Below are 18,109 nucleotides of genomic sequence, written 5' to 3' on the forward strand. Positions count from 1 at the left end.
CGTGATCAGCCGTGGTAGTTCACGACGGTCTTGGTGGTGCTGACCTCTTCCAGCGCCATCAGGCCTTTCTCACGCCCGTGGCCGCTGCGCTTGGTACCGCCGAAGGGCAGTTCCACGCCGCCGCCCGCGCCGTAGCAATTGACGAAAACCTGGCCCGAGACGATGCGCTTGGCCAGGCGCTGCTGGCGTGCGCCATCGCGGGTCCACACACCGGCGACGAGGCCGAACTCGGTGCCGTTGGCCAGCGCGACCGCTTCGTCCTCGGAGTCGAACTCCTGCGCCGCCAGCACCGGTCCGAAGATCTCCTGGCACACGATCGCGTTGTCCGCGGCCACCGGGCCGAACACCGTGGGCGGCACGAAGTAGCCACCCGACAGCGACGCATCCGGCTTCGCCTGCGCGATCAGCGGCACGCCATCGCGCTGCGCGCCTTCGATGAAGTCCAGCACTCGCTTCTGCTGCGTCTGATTGATGACCGGGCCGAGATCCGTGTCGTCCTCCGGCCGGCCGATGCGCAGCTTCTCGAAGTTCGACGCGACCATGCCCATGAACTTGTCGAAGATCGGCCGCTCCACGAGCACGCGGCTGCCGGCCGAGCAGGTCTGGCCGGTGTTCTGCGTGATGGCCTTGCAGACGGTGGCGGCGGCGGCTTCGAGGTCGGCATCGGCAAAGACCACCTGCGGCGACTTGCCGCCGAGTTCCAGCACCACGGGCACATGGTGGATGGCCGCAGCCTCCTGGATCAGCCGGCCGACTTCGGGCGAGCCGGTGAAGGACAGGAAGTTGATGTCCGGATGCTTCGACAGCGGTGCGCCTGCCTCCTCGCCGAGCCCGGTCACGATGTTCAGCGCACCCGCCGGAAAGCCCGCCTCCACCGCCAGCGCCCCAAATTCGAGGCAGACCAGGCAGGCTTCCTCGGCGGGCTTGAGCACGGTGGCGTTGCCCATGGCCAGCGCCGGCGCGAGCGAGCGGCCGAACATCTGCGCAGGGTAGTTCCAGGGCGTGACGTGTGCGGTGACGCCGAGCGGCTCGCGCACCACGGTGACGTTGTAGCCGTTGAGGTAGGGGATGACCTCGCCATGGACCTTGTCCGCGGCGCCGCCATAGAACTCGAAGTAGCGCGCGACGGCACGCATGTCGTTGCGTGCCTGCGAGATCGGCTTGCCGGTGTCATGCGCCTCGATCCATGCGAGGCGCTCGACGTTGTCCAGCACCTTCTGGGCGAAGCGCAGCATGAGGCGGCCACGGTCGGCGGCGGTCATCCGGCCCCACTCGCCGTCCAGTGCCGCGCGGGCCGCAGCGACGGCCGCATCGATCTCGCTTGCGCCGCCGCGTGCCAGCCAGGCGAAGCGTTCGCCGGTGGCGGGCGCGACGACGGCCAGCGGCGGCTGCGCGCTCGCCACCCACCGATTGCCGATGAGGTGGCCGTAGACCGGCAGGGATTCCGCTTGCGACAGCGAGGCGGGAAAGAGGCTGCGCTCCGAGTTGAGCATTTGGTTGTCTCCAGGCAATGTGTTCGCGAATCCGCGGGATGGGCTGATTCTTGAAGCACCCTGCCGGAGCGTCCATCGGAAGTTCGGCAAGGCGGCCTTGTCGAAATTCGATGAGCAGAGAAGCATCAGCCGCGCAAGTGGTCCAGCAAAAGCGTCAGCGACAGGCTCGGCGGCCGGTCCTTCTTGACGCACAGCAGCATGTGCCGCTCGGCCCATGCCTCGGCCAGCTCGCGCACTGTCAGGTTCATGCTCTCGCCAAGCACCTTCGCCGCCTGGAAGGGCAGCAGCCCCACGCCGAGCCCCGCCTGCACCATGCGACACACCGCCTCGAAGCTGCGCACCTGCACGCGCAGGCTCAGCGACTTCTCCATCACCACTGCCTGCTCCGCCAGCAGGCGCATCATCGACGAGCCGCTTTCCAGAGCGATGAGATCGTGGTCCAGCACATCCTCGAAGCGCATCTGCTCGAGTTGCACCAGCGCGTGCCCCGGCGGCGCGATGACCGCGAGACGGTCGCTGCGATAGGCAAAAGTTTCCAGCCCCTCCGTCCGAAAGCCCTCCACCACGATGCCGATGTCGGCCTCGCCCGCGAGCAGCAAGCGGATCGCCTCGGCACTCCAGCGCTCCTCGACCACGAGCCGCACGTCGGGGTTGTCACGCGCGAAGCTCGCAAGGTCGTCGGGCAGGTACTCCGTCATCGCGGAAGTGTTGGCGATGATGCGCAGCACGCCCTTGCGCCCGGCCGCGTGGTCGCCCATGTCCGCGTTCATGTGGTTGAGGTGGATCAGCAGCGTCTTGGCATGCCCCAGCAGGGTCACACCCGCCGCGGTCAGCTCGACGCCGCGCGGCGATCGTTCCAGCAGCGTGGTCTTGAAGCGATGCTCCAGCAGCGCAATGCGCCGGCTCGCCGCGGCCACGCCGATGTGCGAGGCTTCCGCCGCCTTGCTGAGGCTGTGCAGTTCGGCAGCGCGCACGAACAGCGCGAGGGAATCGATGTCAGGGAGCATGTCGCCGGTCTCCGTTGGACGCGAAGGCGCCACGCCATCGCGATGTTGTGTCCTCATTGCACCCGGACATGACCCTGCGTCGGTCTACGAATTTCGTCAAGACCGTCTTGCCGCGATGTGCGGCACGCCAACCAGCTTCATTGCGCCGAACCCGCCTCTCGCGCTCGCCTCCCTCGGAAAAGCGTCTCATCGATGAACTAGGGTTTGTATCGAGTTTGAATTCTGGTGAATCCCGGTTGCCCAGAATCAGCTACAGCCTTTGAGCCTGCGTCCATAGCATTCGCGTCCATGCCGCATCGGGAATCCTTCCTCGCGGCGCATCACACAGGAGACGTGAATTGCGCATCGTCGGTTTCAGCGGCAACGCAGCCCGCCCTTCCCGCACCCGCACCCTGGTGCAGGCGGTGCTCGACACCGCCAGCGCACGCGGCCTCGGCCAGACGGTCGCGTATGACCTCGTCGATGCCGGCCCCACCTTCGGCCAGACCAGCGAGCGCGCGAAGGCCGCTCCCGAACTCGAACGCATCCTCGACGCCATCCAGAAGGCCGACGCCCTGGTCGTCGGCACCGCCGTCTACAAGGGCGCCTACACCGGCCTCTTCAAGCACCTGTTCGATCTCTTCGACATGACGGCGCTGGCGCGCAAGCCGGTCATCGTCACGGCCACCGGCCGCGCCCCGCATCACGCCGCGGTCATCGACTACCACCTGCGCCCGCTGTTCCTGTTCTTCGACGCCAGCGTCGCGACGCGCGGCCTCTACGCGCTGGAACCGGACTTCGAAACACCCGAACGCCTGGTCCCAGCCTTCCAGGCCCGCATCGACCGCACCGTCGACGAACTCGCGCAACTGTTGCAAGCCACGACGACGCACTGATTCCCGCCCACCCCTTTCCATCCCCCAGTTCAATCCAAGGAGACACACCATGAGCAACCTCGACGAATTCCGCCAGGCCGGCAACCCGATGTTCAACGACAACAAGTTCAAGCTGGGCATCTTCGGCTCCAACTGCTCCAACGCCTGCGCGATGACGCTGGCCGAGACCAGCTTCGAGCCGACCTTCGAGAAGAACAAGGAGATCGCCGAGATCCTCGAAGCCGCGGGCTGGGAATGCATGGTGCCGATCGCGCGCTGGCGCGGCTTCGGCGGGCCCAGCAACTTCAACGGCAACTGCATGGAGACCTACACCTGGGCCGCCTCGCTGGCCGCGGTGACGAAGAAGATCTTCCTGTTCGCGACCTCGCACGTGCCCACCATCCACCCGATCGTCGCGGCCAAGATGGGCACCACCATCGACCAGATTTCCAAGGGCCGCTTCGGCATCAACATGGTGTGCGGCTGGTTCACGCCCGAGATGGAAATGTTCGGCCGCAAGATGATGGAGCACGACACCCGCTACGAGTACGCGACCGAATGGGTGGAGATCGTCGAGAAGCTGTGGAAGGAACAGTGGTTCGACTATGAAGGGCAGTTCCTGTCGGTCAAGCAGGGCTTCGCCGACCCCAAGCCCTTCCAGAAGCCGCGCCCGGTGCTCATCAGCGCAGGCTCCTCCGGCAAGGGCCGCGAATTCGCCGCCAAGTACTGCGACATCAACTTCTCCGTCATTGAGGAAGAAGGCCTCGACAAGGCCACCGCCTGGGTCAAGGAGATGAAGAAGCTGGCCTGGGACAAGTACCAGCGCGAGATCGGCACCTTCACCTACAGCTACGCAGTGGCGCGCGACACCGAGAAGGAAGCGAAGGAGTACTACGACTACTACGTCAACCAGAAGGGCGACTGGGAAGCCGCCGACAACATCTGCAAGGTGTTCGGCGTCGAGAGCGGCTCCTACTCGCCCGACTACATGGACAAGTTCCGCCGCAACTTCATCGCCGGCTGGGGCGGCTATCCGCTGGTCGGCACGCCCGAGCAGATCGTCGACCGCATGCTGGAGATGTCGAAGACCGGCGTCGACGGCTCGCTGATCACGATGGTGGACTACAACCAGGAACTGCCGTACTGGAACGAGAAGGTCATGCCGCTGCTGGTGCAGGCCGGCCTGCGCAAGGCGCCCGCCGCGGCGCCCGCCACCGCCCAGGCCGCCCGCGAGCCGGCAATGGCCTGAGCAAGGAGCGCCGCCGAGGAGCCCGACATGCAACTGTTGCTCAACACCACCTCGCCCTATGCCCGCATCGCGCGCATCGCGCTGGCCGAGAAGGGGCATGCCAACATCGGCACGACCCTGGTCGACCCGTGGGCGGATGCGCCTGCGCTGCTCAAGGCGAATGCGGCGGCGCGCGTGCCGGCCCTGCTGACCGACGAGGGTCGGCCGCTGACCGAGTCGCTGCTGATCGTGCTGTGGCTGGAGACGCAGAAGCCGCAGCCCTCGCTGCTCGGCAGCGACCCGACCGCGGCGATCTCGCGCGCCGGCATCGCGATGGGCGTGATCGACGCGGCCGTGCACACGCTGATCGGCCGCAAGATCACCGACGCCAGCTTCGACGGCTCTCCCGTCGGGCTGCGCCGCCGGCGCACCATCGTCGAGGCCCTGTCGCGGCTGGAAGCCGATCCGCCGGCCTTCGAATCCGGCACGCCCGACCTGGCGGTGATCGCCAGCGTCGTGGCGCTGGACTATGTGCGCTTCCGCTTCCCCGATGCGGCCTGGCTGCCTGAGTTGCCCCGGCTGACCCGCCTGACCGCACGCCTCAATGCCCGCGCCTCCTTCGAGACCAGCCTGCCGCGCGCCTGACCTTCAACAAGAAAACCCTTCCAGGACATTCGCCATGACCACCCCTTCCGCCGACAGCGCCCAGGTGACCACCGAGTTCAAGCGCGCCATGCGCCGCCTGGCCTCCACCGTGACGATCATCAGCACGGCCGACGTCAACGGCAACCGCTACGGCATGACCGCCACGGCTGTGAACTCGCTGACCATGGACCCGCCGTCGCTGCTCATCTGCGTCAACCACAGCGCCAGCATCCACCCAGCGCTCATCGGCCGCGGTCGCTTCTGCGTCAACGTGCTGACCACCGAGCACGAGGACCTCGTGTCGGCCTTCAGCGGCCGGCTCAAGGGCGACGAACGCTTCGGGGTCGGCGAATGGCGCAACGAGGACAGCGGCATGCCGTACCTCGAAGGCGCGCAGTGCAACCTGTTCTGCGACATCGACAGCGTGGTGCCCTTCGGCACGCATTCGGTGGTGATCGGCCGCGTGAGCGCGGTGCGCGTCGAGGAAGGCATCAGCCCGCTGATCTTTGCGGACGGCAAGCTCGGCGCGACGCAATCGCTCACGGGCCATGTGCGGATCGCCTCCAACCTCTCGACGCTGACGCAGTTCCTGCCGGCCGACCTGCAAACCTTTTTGAAGAGGCAGCCGCTCATCGACGTGCACCTGGAGGAGAAGGTGAGCACCGCGGTCGTCACCGCCGTGCAGGAGAACGCCTGCGACATCGGCCTGATCGTGGAAGGCCCGAAAGTCAGCGGCCTCGAAGTGATTCCATACCGCGACGACCGCCTGGTGCTGACGGTGCCGGAGAACCATCCGCTGGCGGGCAAGGCGTCGGTGAAGTTCGCCGACACGCTGGACTACGACTACGTCGGCCTGCACACCGGCAGCCAGATCAACCTGCAGATCCAGCGCGCGGCGGCCGAGCTCGACAAGGCCTGGCGCTGCCGCATGCAGGTGCACACCTATGACGCGCTCGCGGCCATGGTGCAGGCGGGGCTCGGCATCGGCATGCTGCCGCTGAAGATGGCGCACCTCTATGCGAAGGCCATGAACGTCAAGGTCGTCGAACTGGACGAGAGCTGGGCCCAGCGCCGCCATGCGATCGTGATCCGTTCCTACGACTCGCTGCAGGCCGCAGGCAAGCGCCTGGTGGACCACCTCAAGCGCTCGTCGCAGCAAGCGAGCACGCAGGCCGAGGAACCGGTGCGCGAAGAGGCCCACGCATGAACGCCGTCCAGCCGCCGGAAGGCATTCGCACCGCAACACATCGACGCGGAGGTTTCCAATGAGCGCGCACGACCTTCTCGCCGGCCGCACGGTGATCGTCACCGGCGCGGCCACGGGCATCGGCCAGGCCTTTGCGCTGGGCTGCGCGGCGCAGGGCGCCAACGTCGTCGCGGCCGACATGAACGCGGCCGACGAGACCATCGCCCTCATCGAGAAGGCCGGCGGCCAGGCGCTGGCCGTGCGCGTGGACGTGTCGGACGAGCAGTCCGTGCGCGCCATGGCCGACGCCACGCTGAAGCGCTTCGGCCGCATCGACGGCCTGGTCAACAACGCGGCCTACTTCCGCGAGGTCAAGCTCACCGAGTTCGAGGAGATCGACCCGGCCGTGTGGGACCGCATCTTCAACGTCAACGTCAAGGGCGTGTGGCAATGCTGCCGCGCGGTGATGCCGGCAATGCGCAGCCAGGGCAGCGGCAGCATCGTCAACATCGCCTCGGTCGTCGCCGTGGCGGGCCAGCCGGGCTACCTGCATTACGTCGCGAGCAAGGGCGCGGTGCTATCGATGACCAAGGGCCTGGCCAAGGAAGTCGGCAAGCACGGCGTGCGCGTGAATGTGATTGCGCCGGGCTTCGTCATCACCGACGCCACGCGCGACCGGCCCGTGGAATGGCAGCAGAGCTTCCTGAAGGCGCGTGCCTTGTCGCGCGAACAGAAGCCCGACGACCTGGTGGGCACGGCGCTTTACATGCTCTCCGACCTGGCGGGGTTCGTCTCGGGCCAGACCATCGTCGTCGACGGCGGCCACATCATGTACTGAGGACGAGCGAATGACCGACATCATCCTGCACCACTACACCCTGTCGCCGTTCTCCGAGAAGGTGCGCGTCACGCTCGGCCTCAAGGGGCTGGCCTGGCGCTCGGTGGACATCGCGCCGATGCCGCCGCGGCCCTTGCTGGAATCGCTGACGGGCGGCTACCGCCGCGTGCCGGTCATGCAGATCGGCGCGGACATCTTCTGCGACACCAACATCATCCTGCCCACGCTGGAGCGACTGCATCCTTCGCCGAGCCTGTACCCGGCCGGGTGCGAGGGCGTGGCGCGCGGCCTGGCCTTCGCGTGGGAACGCACGATGTGGATCCCGACCATCGGCGTCCTCTCCCACTTCATCGGCGACCAGTTGCCGGCCGAGTTCATCAAGGACCGCAAGGAGGGCTACCTCGGCTTCGATATGAGCAAGGCCGCGATGGCGCCGGAACTGCACCTGCATCGCCAGCGCGTCGCGGCGCAGTACGCGTGGCTCAAGACCGCACTGGCCGACGGCCGCAAGTTCATCTTCGGCGATGCGCCGAGCGCGCTGGACCTGGCCTGCTACCAGACCATCTTCCTGCTGCGCAAGAACTGCCCGGCCGAGGTGGACGCGATGGCCGGCCACGACGGCCCGCTGCTGCCATGGTTCGACCGGCTGGGCGCTATCGGCCACGGCAAGCCCGAGCCGATGAGCCCGGACGACGCCTTCGCCGCCGCACAGAAGGCCGCGCCCGCCGCCGTCACGCACCTGCAACCCGACGGCGACCCCGGCGGCCTGCGCGCCGGCACCCTGGTCACCGTCACGCCCGACGACAACGCACGCGTGCCAGTGGCCGGCACGCTCGTCGCGGCCAGCGACAGCGAGATCGTCATCCGTCGCAGCGATGCCGAAGCGGGCGAGCTGCACATCCACTTCCCGCGACTGGGCTTCGACGTCGTCGCGGCCTGAACAGAACTAGGAGAACAACCCCATGTCCCTCGAAGCCAACAAGCAACTCTGCCGCGACTACTTCACAGCCTTCCTGGCCGGCGACACCGACTGGATGAAGAAGCACATCGCGCCGGGCTTCGTGCGCCACGATCCGGGCCTGCCCTTCGAGGTGGTCGGCCCCGACGGTGTCGCCAAGCTGCATGACGCGTTGATGCCGGCATTCCCCGACATGCAACTGCCCTTGCAGGATTTCGTCGCCGAGGGCGAGAAGGTGCTGGTGCGCCTGACCATCCATGCGACGCACACCGGCGCCTTCGGTGACATGGCCGCCACGGGCAAGCGCATCGAGGTGGCCGTGCTCGACCTGTTCCAGATCCGCGACGGCGTGCTCATCGAGCACTGGGCGCAACTCGACAACCTCGGCATGATGAAGCAGCTCGGCGCACTGCCCAACTGAGCCCAGCAAGCTAGCTTTCGGAGGCCTGGATGCAACTGCTCGCCAACACCACCTCGCCCTTCGTGCGGATCGCCCGCGTGGCGCTGATCGAGAAAGGCCTGGAGATCGAACCGACCATCGTCGACCCCTGGGCCGACGACCCGCGCCTGCGCGAAGCCAATGCGGCGACGCGCGTGCCGACGCTGATCACAGACGACGGGACGCCATTGCCGGAAAGCCTGCTGATCGTGCAGTGGCTGGAGCGCGAGCGGCCGCCGCCGGAGTATCCGAGTTTGCTGGGCGAGGACGCGCTGGGGACGCTGTCCCGAGCGGGCATCGCGCTGGGGGTGATCGACGCGGCGGTGCACACGATCATCACGCGCAAGTCGACGGCGCCGGTGTTGTTTGACGAGACGCCGGTGGGATTGCGGCGGCGTCGGACGATGGCTGAGGGGATGGGGCGGTTGGAGGACATTGCGCAGCGCGTGCCGCTTGCGGCGAATGGTGCGGCGCCGACGCTGGATGCGATTTGTGCGGTGGTTGCCCTTGACTACTTGCGGTTTCGCTTTGCAGATGCGCCGTGGATGCCGCAGCTTTCGGCGCTGGATGCGTTGTCAGAGCGCTTGCGGGAGCGGGCGTCGTTTGGGAAGACGATGCCTTGTTGAGCAACGCATTGAGCGTGCGGCACTGTGCTGCTTCTCACTAATTCTGCTGCGACGCCATCATGATTCGAGGAGCCTCTGTCGAACCTCGACGGTAACCCACGCATGCAGATGCGCACCGAGATCAAGGCGCAGAATCAGCGCCTGGGCACCACCACCGTCTATGTCACGCACGACCAGGTCGAGGCCACGACCATGGCCGACCGCATCGTGGTGCTGAAGGACGGCGTGGTAGAGCAGGTCGGCGCGCCGCTGGCGCTGTACGACCAGCCGCGCAATGCTTTCGTGGCGGGCTTCATCGGGTCGCGGCGATGAACTTCATTCCGGGGCGCTTGCAATGGATGGCGCATCGCCGCCGCATGTGGTGACGGACGACGGGCTGCAATTGCCGCTCGCGCTAACGCCTGCGCGCGGGGCGCATGGGGACCGCGTGCTGTACGGGACGCGGCCGGAGCACTTCACGCTGGATGCGAGCCGCGGCGCGGGGGCGGATGTGATCGTGGCGGAGCCGACAGGGTCGGAGACGCAGATCGCGGCGCGCTTTGCGGGCAGAACGTGATTGCGGCGTTTCGGGATCGGATCAGTGCAAGACCGGGGGATCGGCTGCCGCTGTGGCCGCTGGGCGAGGCGGCGCATTTTTTTGATGCGGGGACTGGGGTGCGGTTGAATTGAAAGGCCGCTGTTGCAATATGCCGGCCCTTAAAAACCCGTTGAGCACGATTAATTCACAGGTAGCCGAGCACGAGACGTTAAGCATGTTGGGACTGGATTGCTTAGAAGTATCGTCTCCCATGTCTCTGCCCAGCTTTCTCGAGTACGGCCTTTACTCGCGGGATTTCATTTACAGCAACGCGAGAAAGCAGTGGTACTAGTTTTTCAGTAGCGAAGTATTCGGTCGCCGCAATTCCAAGAAACCCCCCACTCCACCTATCCACGCCGTGCTTCAGTAGGTGGTCGATTGCAAAAGCGGATGCCTCGCTCGAAAGATCATCTGTTGAGATCGATCCGAACTCGGGGAGCACGAAGCGCAGAAGCAGTGCCCTATGCCTTGACGTTGAGTCATTAAAATCACTCACTAAGCGTCGTGCCAGTGACTCAACGGCATAGTTGCTCAGAAAACTCGAAATTTTAAGCACCAACCAATGATCGTCAGTTAGCAAACATTCGTTCAACCACTCCAGCCACCACTTGACGTCTGAAATTTCAACTCGCCGAAAACCTTTCAATTCAGAGGGAGTACCTGGTCCAAGCAATCCGTTACAGAGCGCCGCGTTCTTTAGCCGCATCAAATCGAGAAAAAGCGACTCCCTGCCCTGCCAATTTAGCTCCCAGTGCTCTATATGGGAGTGTGCCGCATTTCTCAATTCCTGCTCGGTCGCGTGCAACAACAACTCCAGAGCGTCAAACGCAGGCGTGCCGTCCTGCCGAGCACACATCAAAAGTCCGGCGCGATCCAAGCCAGACCAGTCCTCCGCCAAGCTACTGACTACAGAACGCAGATCAGGCCTGCATTGACAAATGCTATCAATTGCATCCCAAGCCCACCCGCCATCCTCGCTCGCCCCTCCCCCATAAAACTTCAGTATCGATTTAACATGAGATTCATTTAAAAAATCCGTGTCAACTTGATTTTCAGGTTTGGCGAACCGCAGAATAAAATGAATGGTTACACAAGACTTTTCATCTCCTAGATTGAGGAGATCGCATGCGCACTGCAGCCCTTCCGTGGAATAATTTTTTCGAACAATCTCCCGAAGCACTGCGATTCGAATTGGCGCTTCTAAAAGATTTTCTGACGGCATAGGATAAAAAAGACGCTTTACCGTCGCCAATGATAGTCCAGATGCGAACACGGCCACGCCACTTATGAATCCGTGGAAATCATCTTCTAGGTACTCGTTCTTAAGGCTAGTTTCCATTTCTCGCGCCCATTGCGCGAGGACAACGAGGTCGTCGTCCGTCGCATATGGTGCCAAAGACGGCGCGATGGCATTTGCACAAAGGTTATAGTCACCTTGGAATTCGACGAAAAATTTAAGAAATTCCTTTTTAACCGCTCCGCCCGAGATCTCGATTGCGCACCGTGCCGCCGGACCTCGCAAGGGATGAGCGGAAATAACAATCTCCCGCAGTTTCGGGAGATGTCGCGAGTTAACTGGAAAACCCCGCTCCATCGCACGATGCAGTTCGTAATTAAATTCATCAATTGAGTCTCGACGACGAATTATTTCATCCAACAAATCGTCCACCAATTTCTCTCGGTTTTGCTCCATAAACTTTGCCGAAGCCACCGCCAAACCCAAATCAATGTCCAACACTCCATGAAAAAACTGTTGATCTAGGGGCGGTTGCAAGTGGCTCACTGTCAGAAATAGAGCTTGATCCCAACGCCGCAAACCAAGTTTTTCGCGCAAGAGTTCCGGTGCCTCGGCAAACCGCGCGGCCAATTCGATCGAAGCCAGATATTCCGTGATAGATTGGTGGACAAAGGCGACGCGACCGCCCGAATAAGGCACTAGCAGCGAGCAAGAAACAAGGCCGTTCGCAATATCTGATGCGTTTACCGTAGATCCTGTATTGCCTAGAGAGGCTTGGATTGTACGAAGCAAATTTGTAAGAGGAAAAGCCTCCTCGCCCGAATTAAGGGCACGGTATGCAACCGGCCGCAGGATATTCTCGAGATCAAGCGACAAGTGCAGCCTCGCGGCGAGCGTTTGACCCAACTTAGCAAGGAGGAGTTGATAAAACTCTCTCGGATGCGGCTCGCCGGATATAGAAACCTCACCATTGAGGACATACCAGAAATAGAACGGACGCTGGAGCAACTCAAGCATCTCGGGCTGAAAGCGCCCATTTAGTACGAATCCTCGCTTTGACAACTCGTCGACTACTGACGCCTCTTCGATCGCATCGAGTTCATACGCGTCAAATCCCAAGTCCTCAAGGCCATCAAGAGTTCTGGAGCCAATCACCATTGCAGAGGAATCGATGATTTTAATCAGCTCTCTCAAATCTCCCTCGAACTCCCCAGACTCAACAAATTTGCGCGGCACTTCATTGAATGAATCAAGATAAAGGCGCACTCGAAAAGTCTTCAAAAGCACACGAAAGCTAAGTCCTACCGGAAGTGAATCGGCGATAAGGCGCTCAATATTTTCTTGATACAGTTTTAGGTCAACAAAAATAGGAACCACCAAATCCTCGGCCACCACATTTTCTTTAAGACATGCAATGTGCAACGCCTCTGCTTGACGTGCAACGCTTTTTCGCAGCGCGTAAGACTTCCCTGCTCCGGGCAGGCCGATTAAAAAAATCGTGTCATCGAAGCGATCCAAAAGCGTTTCAATGCTGGCTCCTGCAAATGATTTCAAACTAGCATACTCGTTTCGTTTGGAGGGTCGCTTTCGGTCAACGGAGATACGAAATTCGGGCACCGACGTGCGTATCTGTGACAATCCAGATGCGTATCGCGCCAAAGCAAGAATCGTTTCTGGAGCAGTTGCCTCAAGCATGTTCCTGGGACCACTTTGAGGATTTGTTTTGACTGAAACTTCGAGAGTCTTCAGCAATTCACCATGATCTCTAGATCCATCAGCTTTTAGAGAAGTTTTGTAGGAAATTAGATGAATGCCATAGCTTCTGCGCCAATAATCGACCTGTTCCGTTGACACATCCGCCATCAGCGCGAAATGGTCGCGCGTGCCGCCCTTGTATATATTTAAGAGTACATCTTTAAGGAAGAGAAAATCTGGGTCTCTCAAGCCAAAACCGACAAATATGACCGGCCGGCTTACCAGCAGCAACTTGAGTGATTCCAAAGTTGCCTGCCTTTCACCGCCGGGCAGCAGCATCCGATATTGCTCGCGCGTAAGAACGATGCTCTGACTGTCATTAGCATCTCCATGCGGCTTAAAGATGAAGTCCGTCGCGCGAGCTTGAATAATTTCCGGCATCGCAATCAGATCTCTGTTTGTGACTGGCGGGCGAAAGAAGACATTGGGCTTCCAGAGACGCAGCGCTTCTTCAAGAAGGTTGTCGTAATTCGTAGTGATGAAACAGCGGGGCCCGATCGAAACCAAGAGTTGGTGGAGCGGAGAAGGTTGGGCTATCCCGTACCGACAAGCTCGACGCACAAATTCGCCCTGCTGGGGACTGGTTAATTTGTCAAAGCCATAACTTGCCGCTTGGAGCAGGTCACCGTACGCGACCTCCGCGCGAACTAACTCGCTGCCTAGGGAGTGATGGTCGAGGTAGTCTGCCAAATCAACGAGCATTTTTGTCCACGACGGGAGCCCCGACCATGCCGAAGCGCCGGATCCGATGAACAGGACAGCGTCCGAAGAACTCAAGGCTTCTGCAAGATTCATTTTTGTCTTCGGTTCGCAAGCTTGGGGGTTTACGCATTGGAGATCGCAGGCAATTACAGGCTTTCATTGGATGCCCCAGCGCGACAGTTCCTTCTGCGGCCACGACAAGACAACGACACTCTCGGCGTGCATCGCACCTGTGCTTGTATGCGGAAACTGGCCGCCTTGCGCGACCAGCGAAATCAATGCTACACGCGGCGGATACAGTGCAAGGGTTTCTTTTATCGGGTGCCATCACTGAACGCGTACCCGACAGGCGCGGAACCGTTTCGACGTCTGCTCGTGCTGACGATTTCTCACACGTCACGTGTGCTTACTTCGGCTTGAGTCGGCCTACGTTGCTGGAGCTACCTCGCCTTCTTCGTCCGGAAGGCCTTTTGACGCACGTGCGCGCTCGCGATGTACGAGCGCTTAGCCAGCTCACCGCCCCGGCTGCGGCGTAACCCTCAAATACGGCCGCACTGCCGTGTACCCCTTCGGAAACCGCTGCGCAATCTCCACCGGGTCCTGCACGCTCGGCACGATCACCACGTCATCGCCGTCGCGCCAGTTGGCCGGGGTCGCGACCTTGTGGCTGTCGGTGAGCTGCAGCGAGTCGATCACGCGCAGAATCTCGTCGAAGTTGCGGCCGGTGCTGGCGGGGTAGGTGATGGTGGTGCGGATCGCCTTCTTCGGGTCGATGATGAAGACGCTGCGCACGGTCGCGGTGGTGGACGCGTTGGGGTGGATCAGGTCGTACAGGTTCGCGACCTTGCGGTCGGCGTCGGCCAGGATCGGGAAGTTGACCGTGGTGTTCTGCGTGTCGTTGATGTCGCCGATCCACTGCCGGTGCTTGTCGACGGGGTCGACGCTCACCGCGATGGGCTTGACGCCGCGGCGGGCGAACTCGCTGCCCAGCGCCGCGGTCTTGCCCAGCTCCGTGGTGCACACCGGCGTGAAGTCGGCCGGATGCGAGAACAGCACCACCCACGAATCACCCGCCCAATCGTGGAAGTCGATGGGGCCGTCGCTGGAGTCCTGCGTGAAGTCGGGCGCGGTGTCGCCGAGGCGGAGGGTTGTGGTCATGGCGGTTCCTTTTTTCGGTTGGCGCGCTGAACGGCGCCCCTCAGAAAAATGCTACCGGCATCGGCTCCGTCGCAAGCATCGAATTGGGCGCATGGTTATCTGCTGCACAGATATGCATGCGCCGTGTGCTGCTATGAGGCGCGCGCCGATTCCGCGAGGTCGATCAAGCGGAAGCAGACAGTGGGGTCTGGTATGACGCGCGCGGACAAGGCGCGCTCCCAGGCGAGGTAGTCGCGCCATGCGGCTTCGCGATGCTCGGGGCGGACGCGCATGGTCGAGCCCCAGTCGTCGTCGAAGGGGCTGAGGAGGTCTTGCGGGATGTAGTCGGCGGTGGTGGGTTGGGCTTGCGATACCCAGGCTTGCAGGCCGCCGATGAGCCAGTGGAAGGCTTGCGCGTCAGGCCATGTGCGCCTAGCGTCGCGGGCTGCGATGCGCGCTGCGGCACCGTCTTCGCTGGTGAAGACGATGGGGCGGCCTTGCGCGACCAGCGGCGCGACCGGGGCCATCGAGGCGGGTAGCAGGTAGCGGGCGCGGGGTACATGACGGCGTTCGAAGTCCTGGCTGGGGCCGACGTGTACGACGATGGCCTCGTCCTTTGCGAGCCAATCTTGCAGCGTTGGCGCGTCGATGCCTTGCGATGCAGCATCGTCGGGCTCGCGCGTGGCATCCGAAGGGGCATGCCAGGGCGGTGCCTCGCCGTCGAGCACCGCGACCTCGCATTGGTTGAACTGCCGCAACCAGAAGGCCGTGACCGCCGCACCCAAGCCCTCCGGATCGTCCACCAGCACGACGCGCGCGTTGCGCGTGCCGACCAGTTGCTCGAAGTGCATGAGCACTTGGCCGCCCGGCACGTGGCGCACATCGGCAGCCGCAGCGCTCGCGGCGCCGGGCACAGGGCGCACATCGAAGAGGTAGAGCGTGCGTTGCGGGTCGGCGCGCCAGCGGGCAACTTGCGCGCCATCGATCACCTGCACGCCGGCGCGTGCGCGCAGTTGTGCGGCGCGTTCGGCGAGCACTTGCGCGGAGACACGTGGCAAGTCGGCCGCAGCTTGTGCATGGCTCGCCACCGCCCCGCCATTCAAGCGCCACGCCATCACGCCGTCTTCGACGAACGCGGCATGGCGATGACCGAGCACTGCCAACGTGGTGGTGCCCAGGATGCCTCGCGTGCGGCTGAAGCATTGGATGGCCCACAGCGGGCTGTCGATGCCGTCATCGCTCGCGAAGTCCCGCAACGCCAGCTCGGTGCCAGGATGGTTGCGCGCACCTTCGATCGACAGGAAGGCGAACTCATCGGGCGGTCGCACGTCGACGATAGGCACCTGCACGCCGGCATCGCGCAGGGCCTGCAGCGCGGGCACGGGCAGCACGCGCGTGGCGTAGTGCTGCCGCACGCGGTCGCCGAAGGTCTTGATCAGCGTGTTCCATCCGTCGATCACCGGCAGGCCACGCGCCATCCAGGCCGCGATGCCGCCTTGCAGCAGGCGAACGTCTACGTAGCCCATTCGCTGCAACAGCGTCCAGGCGCGAGAAGCAGCCGCGCCCGGCTCGCCGGCATCGTCATAGACAACGACCGTCGCGCCGCGCCGCGGCACGAAGTCGGGGACTTGCAGTTCCAGACCGCTCAGCGGCGCACAGCGCGCAAGGTTCAAGTGCCCCGCGTGGAAGGCGCGCGCCTCGCGCACGTCGAGCAGCGCCAGCTCGCCGTCGGCCAGCAGCAGCGCCTGCAACGCATCGGGGGCAAGGGTGGGCGGGTCGGTCACTTATGCACTCTATGAGCAGCGCCGCGGATCGGTCGAACGATTTCCGCATATCCACATGCGCATTGGTCGCATGCAAACCAGGCCGGGCTTCCTACCATCGATCCGCGTCCCCCTCGCTTGCCCGCTCCCGCTTGCTTCGCACCAGAGACATCAGAGACACATGACGACCGCATCCACCGCCTCGGCACCGCCCCGCCCAGCACGCCCTGCCCGCCTCGTCTGGTGGCGCCACTACGAAGCGCCGACGCTGATCCTGATCGCCGCCTGCTACGCCGCCTGGGCCGCGCTGATCTGGTGGCACGCGTCGCTGCCGGGCTGGCTGCTGTTCGTGCTGGGTGGCTACGTCGCGCAACTGCATTCTTCGCTTCAGCATGAAAGCATCCACGCGATGCGCCACCTGCCGCGCTGGCTGCGCCAAGCCATCGTGTGGCCGCCGCTCAACCTCTGGCTGCCCTACGAGCTGTACCACCGCGGCCACAGCGCGCACCACGTCAACTTCCACCTCACGCATCCGGACAAGGACACCGAGAGCAACTACCACTCTGCGCCCGCGTGGCAAAGCTACGGGCCGTGGCGGCGCGCGCTCTTCTCGGCGAACCAGTTGCTGTCCTTCCGCCTGCTGGCCGGCCCGGCGATGCGCCTCTACACGTTGGTGCGCGGCGAATGGCGTCGATTGCGCACGGGCGACTTCTCGCATGCACGCATGTGGCTGCTGCACGCGCTCGGCGTGGCGGCAGTGAGGGGCTTCGTGGTGGGCGCAGGCATGGACGTGACGACCTATCTCCTCTGCTTCGTCTACCCCGGCATGATGCTCGGCCTGCTGCGCAGCTTCACCGAGCACCGCTGGAGCGACACGCCGCATGCGCGCGTGGCCATCGTGGAATCGAACTGGCTAGTGGGGCTCATGTACCTCTACAACAACCTGCACCACGTCCACCATCGCGCGCCGAGCATGCCCTGGTACGAGATCCCGCTGTACTTCCGCCAGCATCGCGCGGAGGTGCTGCAGGGCAACGGGCACTTCTACTACCGGGGCTATGGCGAGATCGTGCGGCGCTACCTGTTCCGGCCGGTGTTCGCGCCGGTGCATCCGAAGTGGTGAGGAAGGGGCCATCGCTGTCCCGCGACGGCCACGCCTTCAATCACCCAGGCGCCTTGTCCAGGCGCTCGCGCACAAAGACCAGCAATCCTTCGCAAGCGTCTTCCACAAGATCCAGGACGCTCTCGAAGCCTTCAGGCCCGCCGTAGTACGGATCAGGCACAGATGACACCGCCGGATGCCGCCGACAGAAGCCCGCCATCCGCATCACCTTGTGCTGGTGTTCCGCCGGGCATCGCGCCTGCACCACGGCAAGGTTGTTGTCGTCCATGACGACCACGAGGTCCGCGCGCTCCAGTTCCTCAGCCGTCAGCGTGCTGGCGCGCAGGTCCGACAGGTCGTAGCCCCGCCTCTTCGCATGCTTGACGCTGCGCGGGTCCGGCGGTTCGCCCGGATGCAGGTCATGCGTCGCCGCCGATGCGACCTGCACGCGCTCCGCCAGGCCAGCGCGTTGCACCGCCTGCCGGAACACACCGTGCGCCGTCGGGCTGCGGCAGATGTTGCCCATGCAGACGAAGAGGACTGTGAAGGTATCGGCCATGGG

Annotated in this window: 17 protein-coding genes; 11 read left to right on the forward strand and 6 right to left on the reverse strand. The window is 63.4% G+C overall.

The window, feature by feature from the left end:
- Positions 1-5: 5 nt before the first annotated feature.
- Positions 6-1,493 carry an aldehyde dehydrogenase family protein gene (locus WKW79_RS28425; protein ID WP_340338585.1) on the reverse strand — a complete coding sequence of 496 codons (1,488 nt, stop codon included), beginning with the start codon at positions 1,491-1,493 and terminating at the stop codon, positions 6-8.
- A gap of 125 nt (positions 1,494-1,618) precedes the next feature.
- Entirely contained in the window at positions 1,619-2,500 is an 882-nt protein-coding gene (locus tag WKW79_RS28430; protein ID WP_340338586.1) for a LysR family transcriptional regulator, read from the reverse strand.
- Positions 2,501-2,838: 338 nt separating this feature from the next.
- Between WKW79_RS28430 and WKW79_RS28435 the strand changes: the two genes are divergently transcribed.
- The 10 genes from WKW79_RS28435 (at position 2,839) to WKW79_RS28480 (ending at position 9,830) form a co-directional block, all read left to right on the forward strand.
- On the forward strand, positions 2,839-3,375 hold the full coding sequence (locus tag WKW79_RS28435; RefSeq protein ID WP_340338587.1) for an NAD(P)H-dependent oxidoreductase: 537 nt from the start codon (positions 2,839-2,841) through the stop codon (positions 3,373-3,375).
- Positions 3,376-3,424: 49 nt separating this feature from the next.
- Positions 3,425-4,603, forward strand: a complete 1,179-nt coding sequence (locus tag WKW79_RS28440) for an LLM class flavin-dependent oxidoreductase (RefSeq protein ID WP_340338588.1) — start codon at positions 3,425-3,427, stop codon at positions 4,601-4,603.
- A gap of 27 nt (positions 4,604-4,630) precedes the next feature.
- Positions 4,631-5,227 (forward strand): glutathione S-transferase N-terminal domain-containing protein, encoded by a 597-nt coding sequence (locus WKW79_RS28445; RefSeq protein ID WP_340338589.1) that lies wholly within the window; start codon positions 4,631-4,633, stop codon positions 5,225-5,227.
- Between the two features lie 34 nt (positions 5,228-5,261).
- Entirely contained in the window at positions 5,262-6,434 is a 1,173-nt protein-coding gene (locus WKW79_RS28450; protein ID WP_340338590.1) for a flavin reductase, read from the forward strand.
- A 58-nt stretch (positions 6,435-6,492) separates the two neighbouring features.
- Positions 6,493-7,251 (forward strand): SDR family NAD(P)-dependent oxidoreductase, encoded by a 759-nt coding sequence (locus WKW79_RS28455; RefSeq protein ID WP_340338591.1) that lies wholly within the window; start codon positions 6,493-6,495, stop codon positions 7,249-7,251.
- A 10-nt stretch (positions 7,252-7,261) separates the two neighbouring features.
- Positions 7,262-8,191, forward strand: a complete 930-nt coding sequence (locus WKW79_RS28460; RefSeq protein WP_340338592.1) for a glutathione S-transferase family protein — start codon at positions 7,262-7,264, stop codon at positions 8,189-8,191.
- Between the two features lie 22 nt (positions 8,192-8,213).
- Positions 8,214-8,630 (forward strand): ester cyclase, encoded by a 417-nt coding sequence (locus WKW79_RS28465; RefSeq protein WP_340338593.1) that lies wholly within the window; start codon positions 8,214-8,216, stop codon positions 8,628-8,630.
- A gap of 29 nt (positions 8,631-8,659) precedes the next feature.
- Positions 8,660-9,274: a glutathione S-transferase N-terminal domain-containing protein gene (locus WKW79_RS28470; RefSeq protein WP_340338594.1), complete on the forward strand. Its 615-nt coding sequence runs from the start codon at positions 8,660-8,662 to the stop codon at positions 9,272-9,274.
- 102 nt (positions 9,275-9,376) lie between these two features.
- Entirely contained in the window at positions 9,377-9,586 is a 210-nt protein-coding gene (locus WKW79_RS28475) for a hypothetical protein (protein WP_340338595.1), read from the forward strand.
- A 22-nt stretch (positions 9,587-9,608) separates the two neighbouring features.
- Complete coding sequence (locus WKW79_RS28480) at positions 9,609-9,830, forward strand: hypothetical protein (protein WP_340338596.1); 222 nt, start codon at positions 9,609-9,611, stop codon at positions 9,828-9,830.
- A gap of 214 nt (positions 9,831-10,044) precedes the next feature.
- On the opposite strand, the gene WKW79_RS28485 is transcribed toward WKW79_RS28480, so the two are convergent.
- From WKW79_RS28485 to WKW79_RS28495, 3 genes are all read right to left on the reverse strand, one after another.
- Positions 10,045-13,638, reverse strand: coding sequence for an SIR2 family protein (locus WKW79_RS28485; RefSeq protein ID WP_340338597.1), 3,594 nt, complete (start codon positions 13,636-13,638; stop codon positions 10,045-10,047).
- Positions 13,639-14,058: 420 nt separating this feature from the next.
- Entirely contained in the window at positions 14,059-14,703 is a 645-nt protein-coding gene (locus WKW79_RS28490) for a peroxiredoxin (RefSeq protein WP_340338598.1), read from the reverse strand.
- 131 nt (positions 14,704-14,834) lie between these two features.
- Positions 14,835-16,466 (reverse strand): rhodanese-like domain-containing protein, encoded by a 1,632-nt coding sequence (locus WKW79_RS28495; protein WP_340338599.1) that lies wholly within the window; start codon positions 16,464-16,466, stop codon positions 14,835-14,837.
- A 160-nt stretch (positions 16,467-16,626) separates the two neighbouring features.
- Here WKW79_RS28495 and WKW79_RS28500 point away from each other — a divergent pair, with 160 nt between their 5' ends.
- The gene (locus WKW79_RS28500; protein WP_340338600.1) at positions 16,627-17,568 is read left to right on the forward strand and encodes a fatty acid desaturase; all 942 of its coding nucleotides are present in this window, start codon (positions 16,627-16,629) and stop codon (positions 17,566-17,568) included.
- A gap of 40 nt (positions 17,569-17,608) precedes the next feature.
- Here WKW79_RS28500 and WKW79_RS28505 read toward each other — a convergent pair whose 3' ends face one another.
- A complete protein-coding gene (locus WKW79_RS28505) occupies positions 17,609-18,106 on the reverse strand; it encodes a low molecular weight protein-tyrosine-phosphatase (RefSeq protein ID WP_340338601.1) in 498 nt (165 codons plus the stop codon).
- Between the last annotated feature and the right edge of the window lie 3 nt (positions 18,107-18,109).

The sequence above is a fragment of the Variovorax robiniae genome, from assembly GCF_037889955.1.
Taxonomy (GTDB): Bacteria; Pseudomonadota; Gammaproteobacteria; order Burkholderiales; family Burkholderiaceae_C; genus Variovorax; species Variovorax robiniae.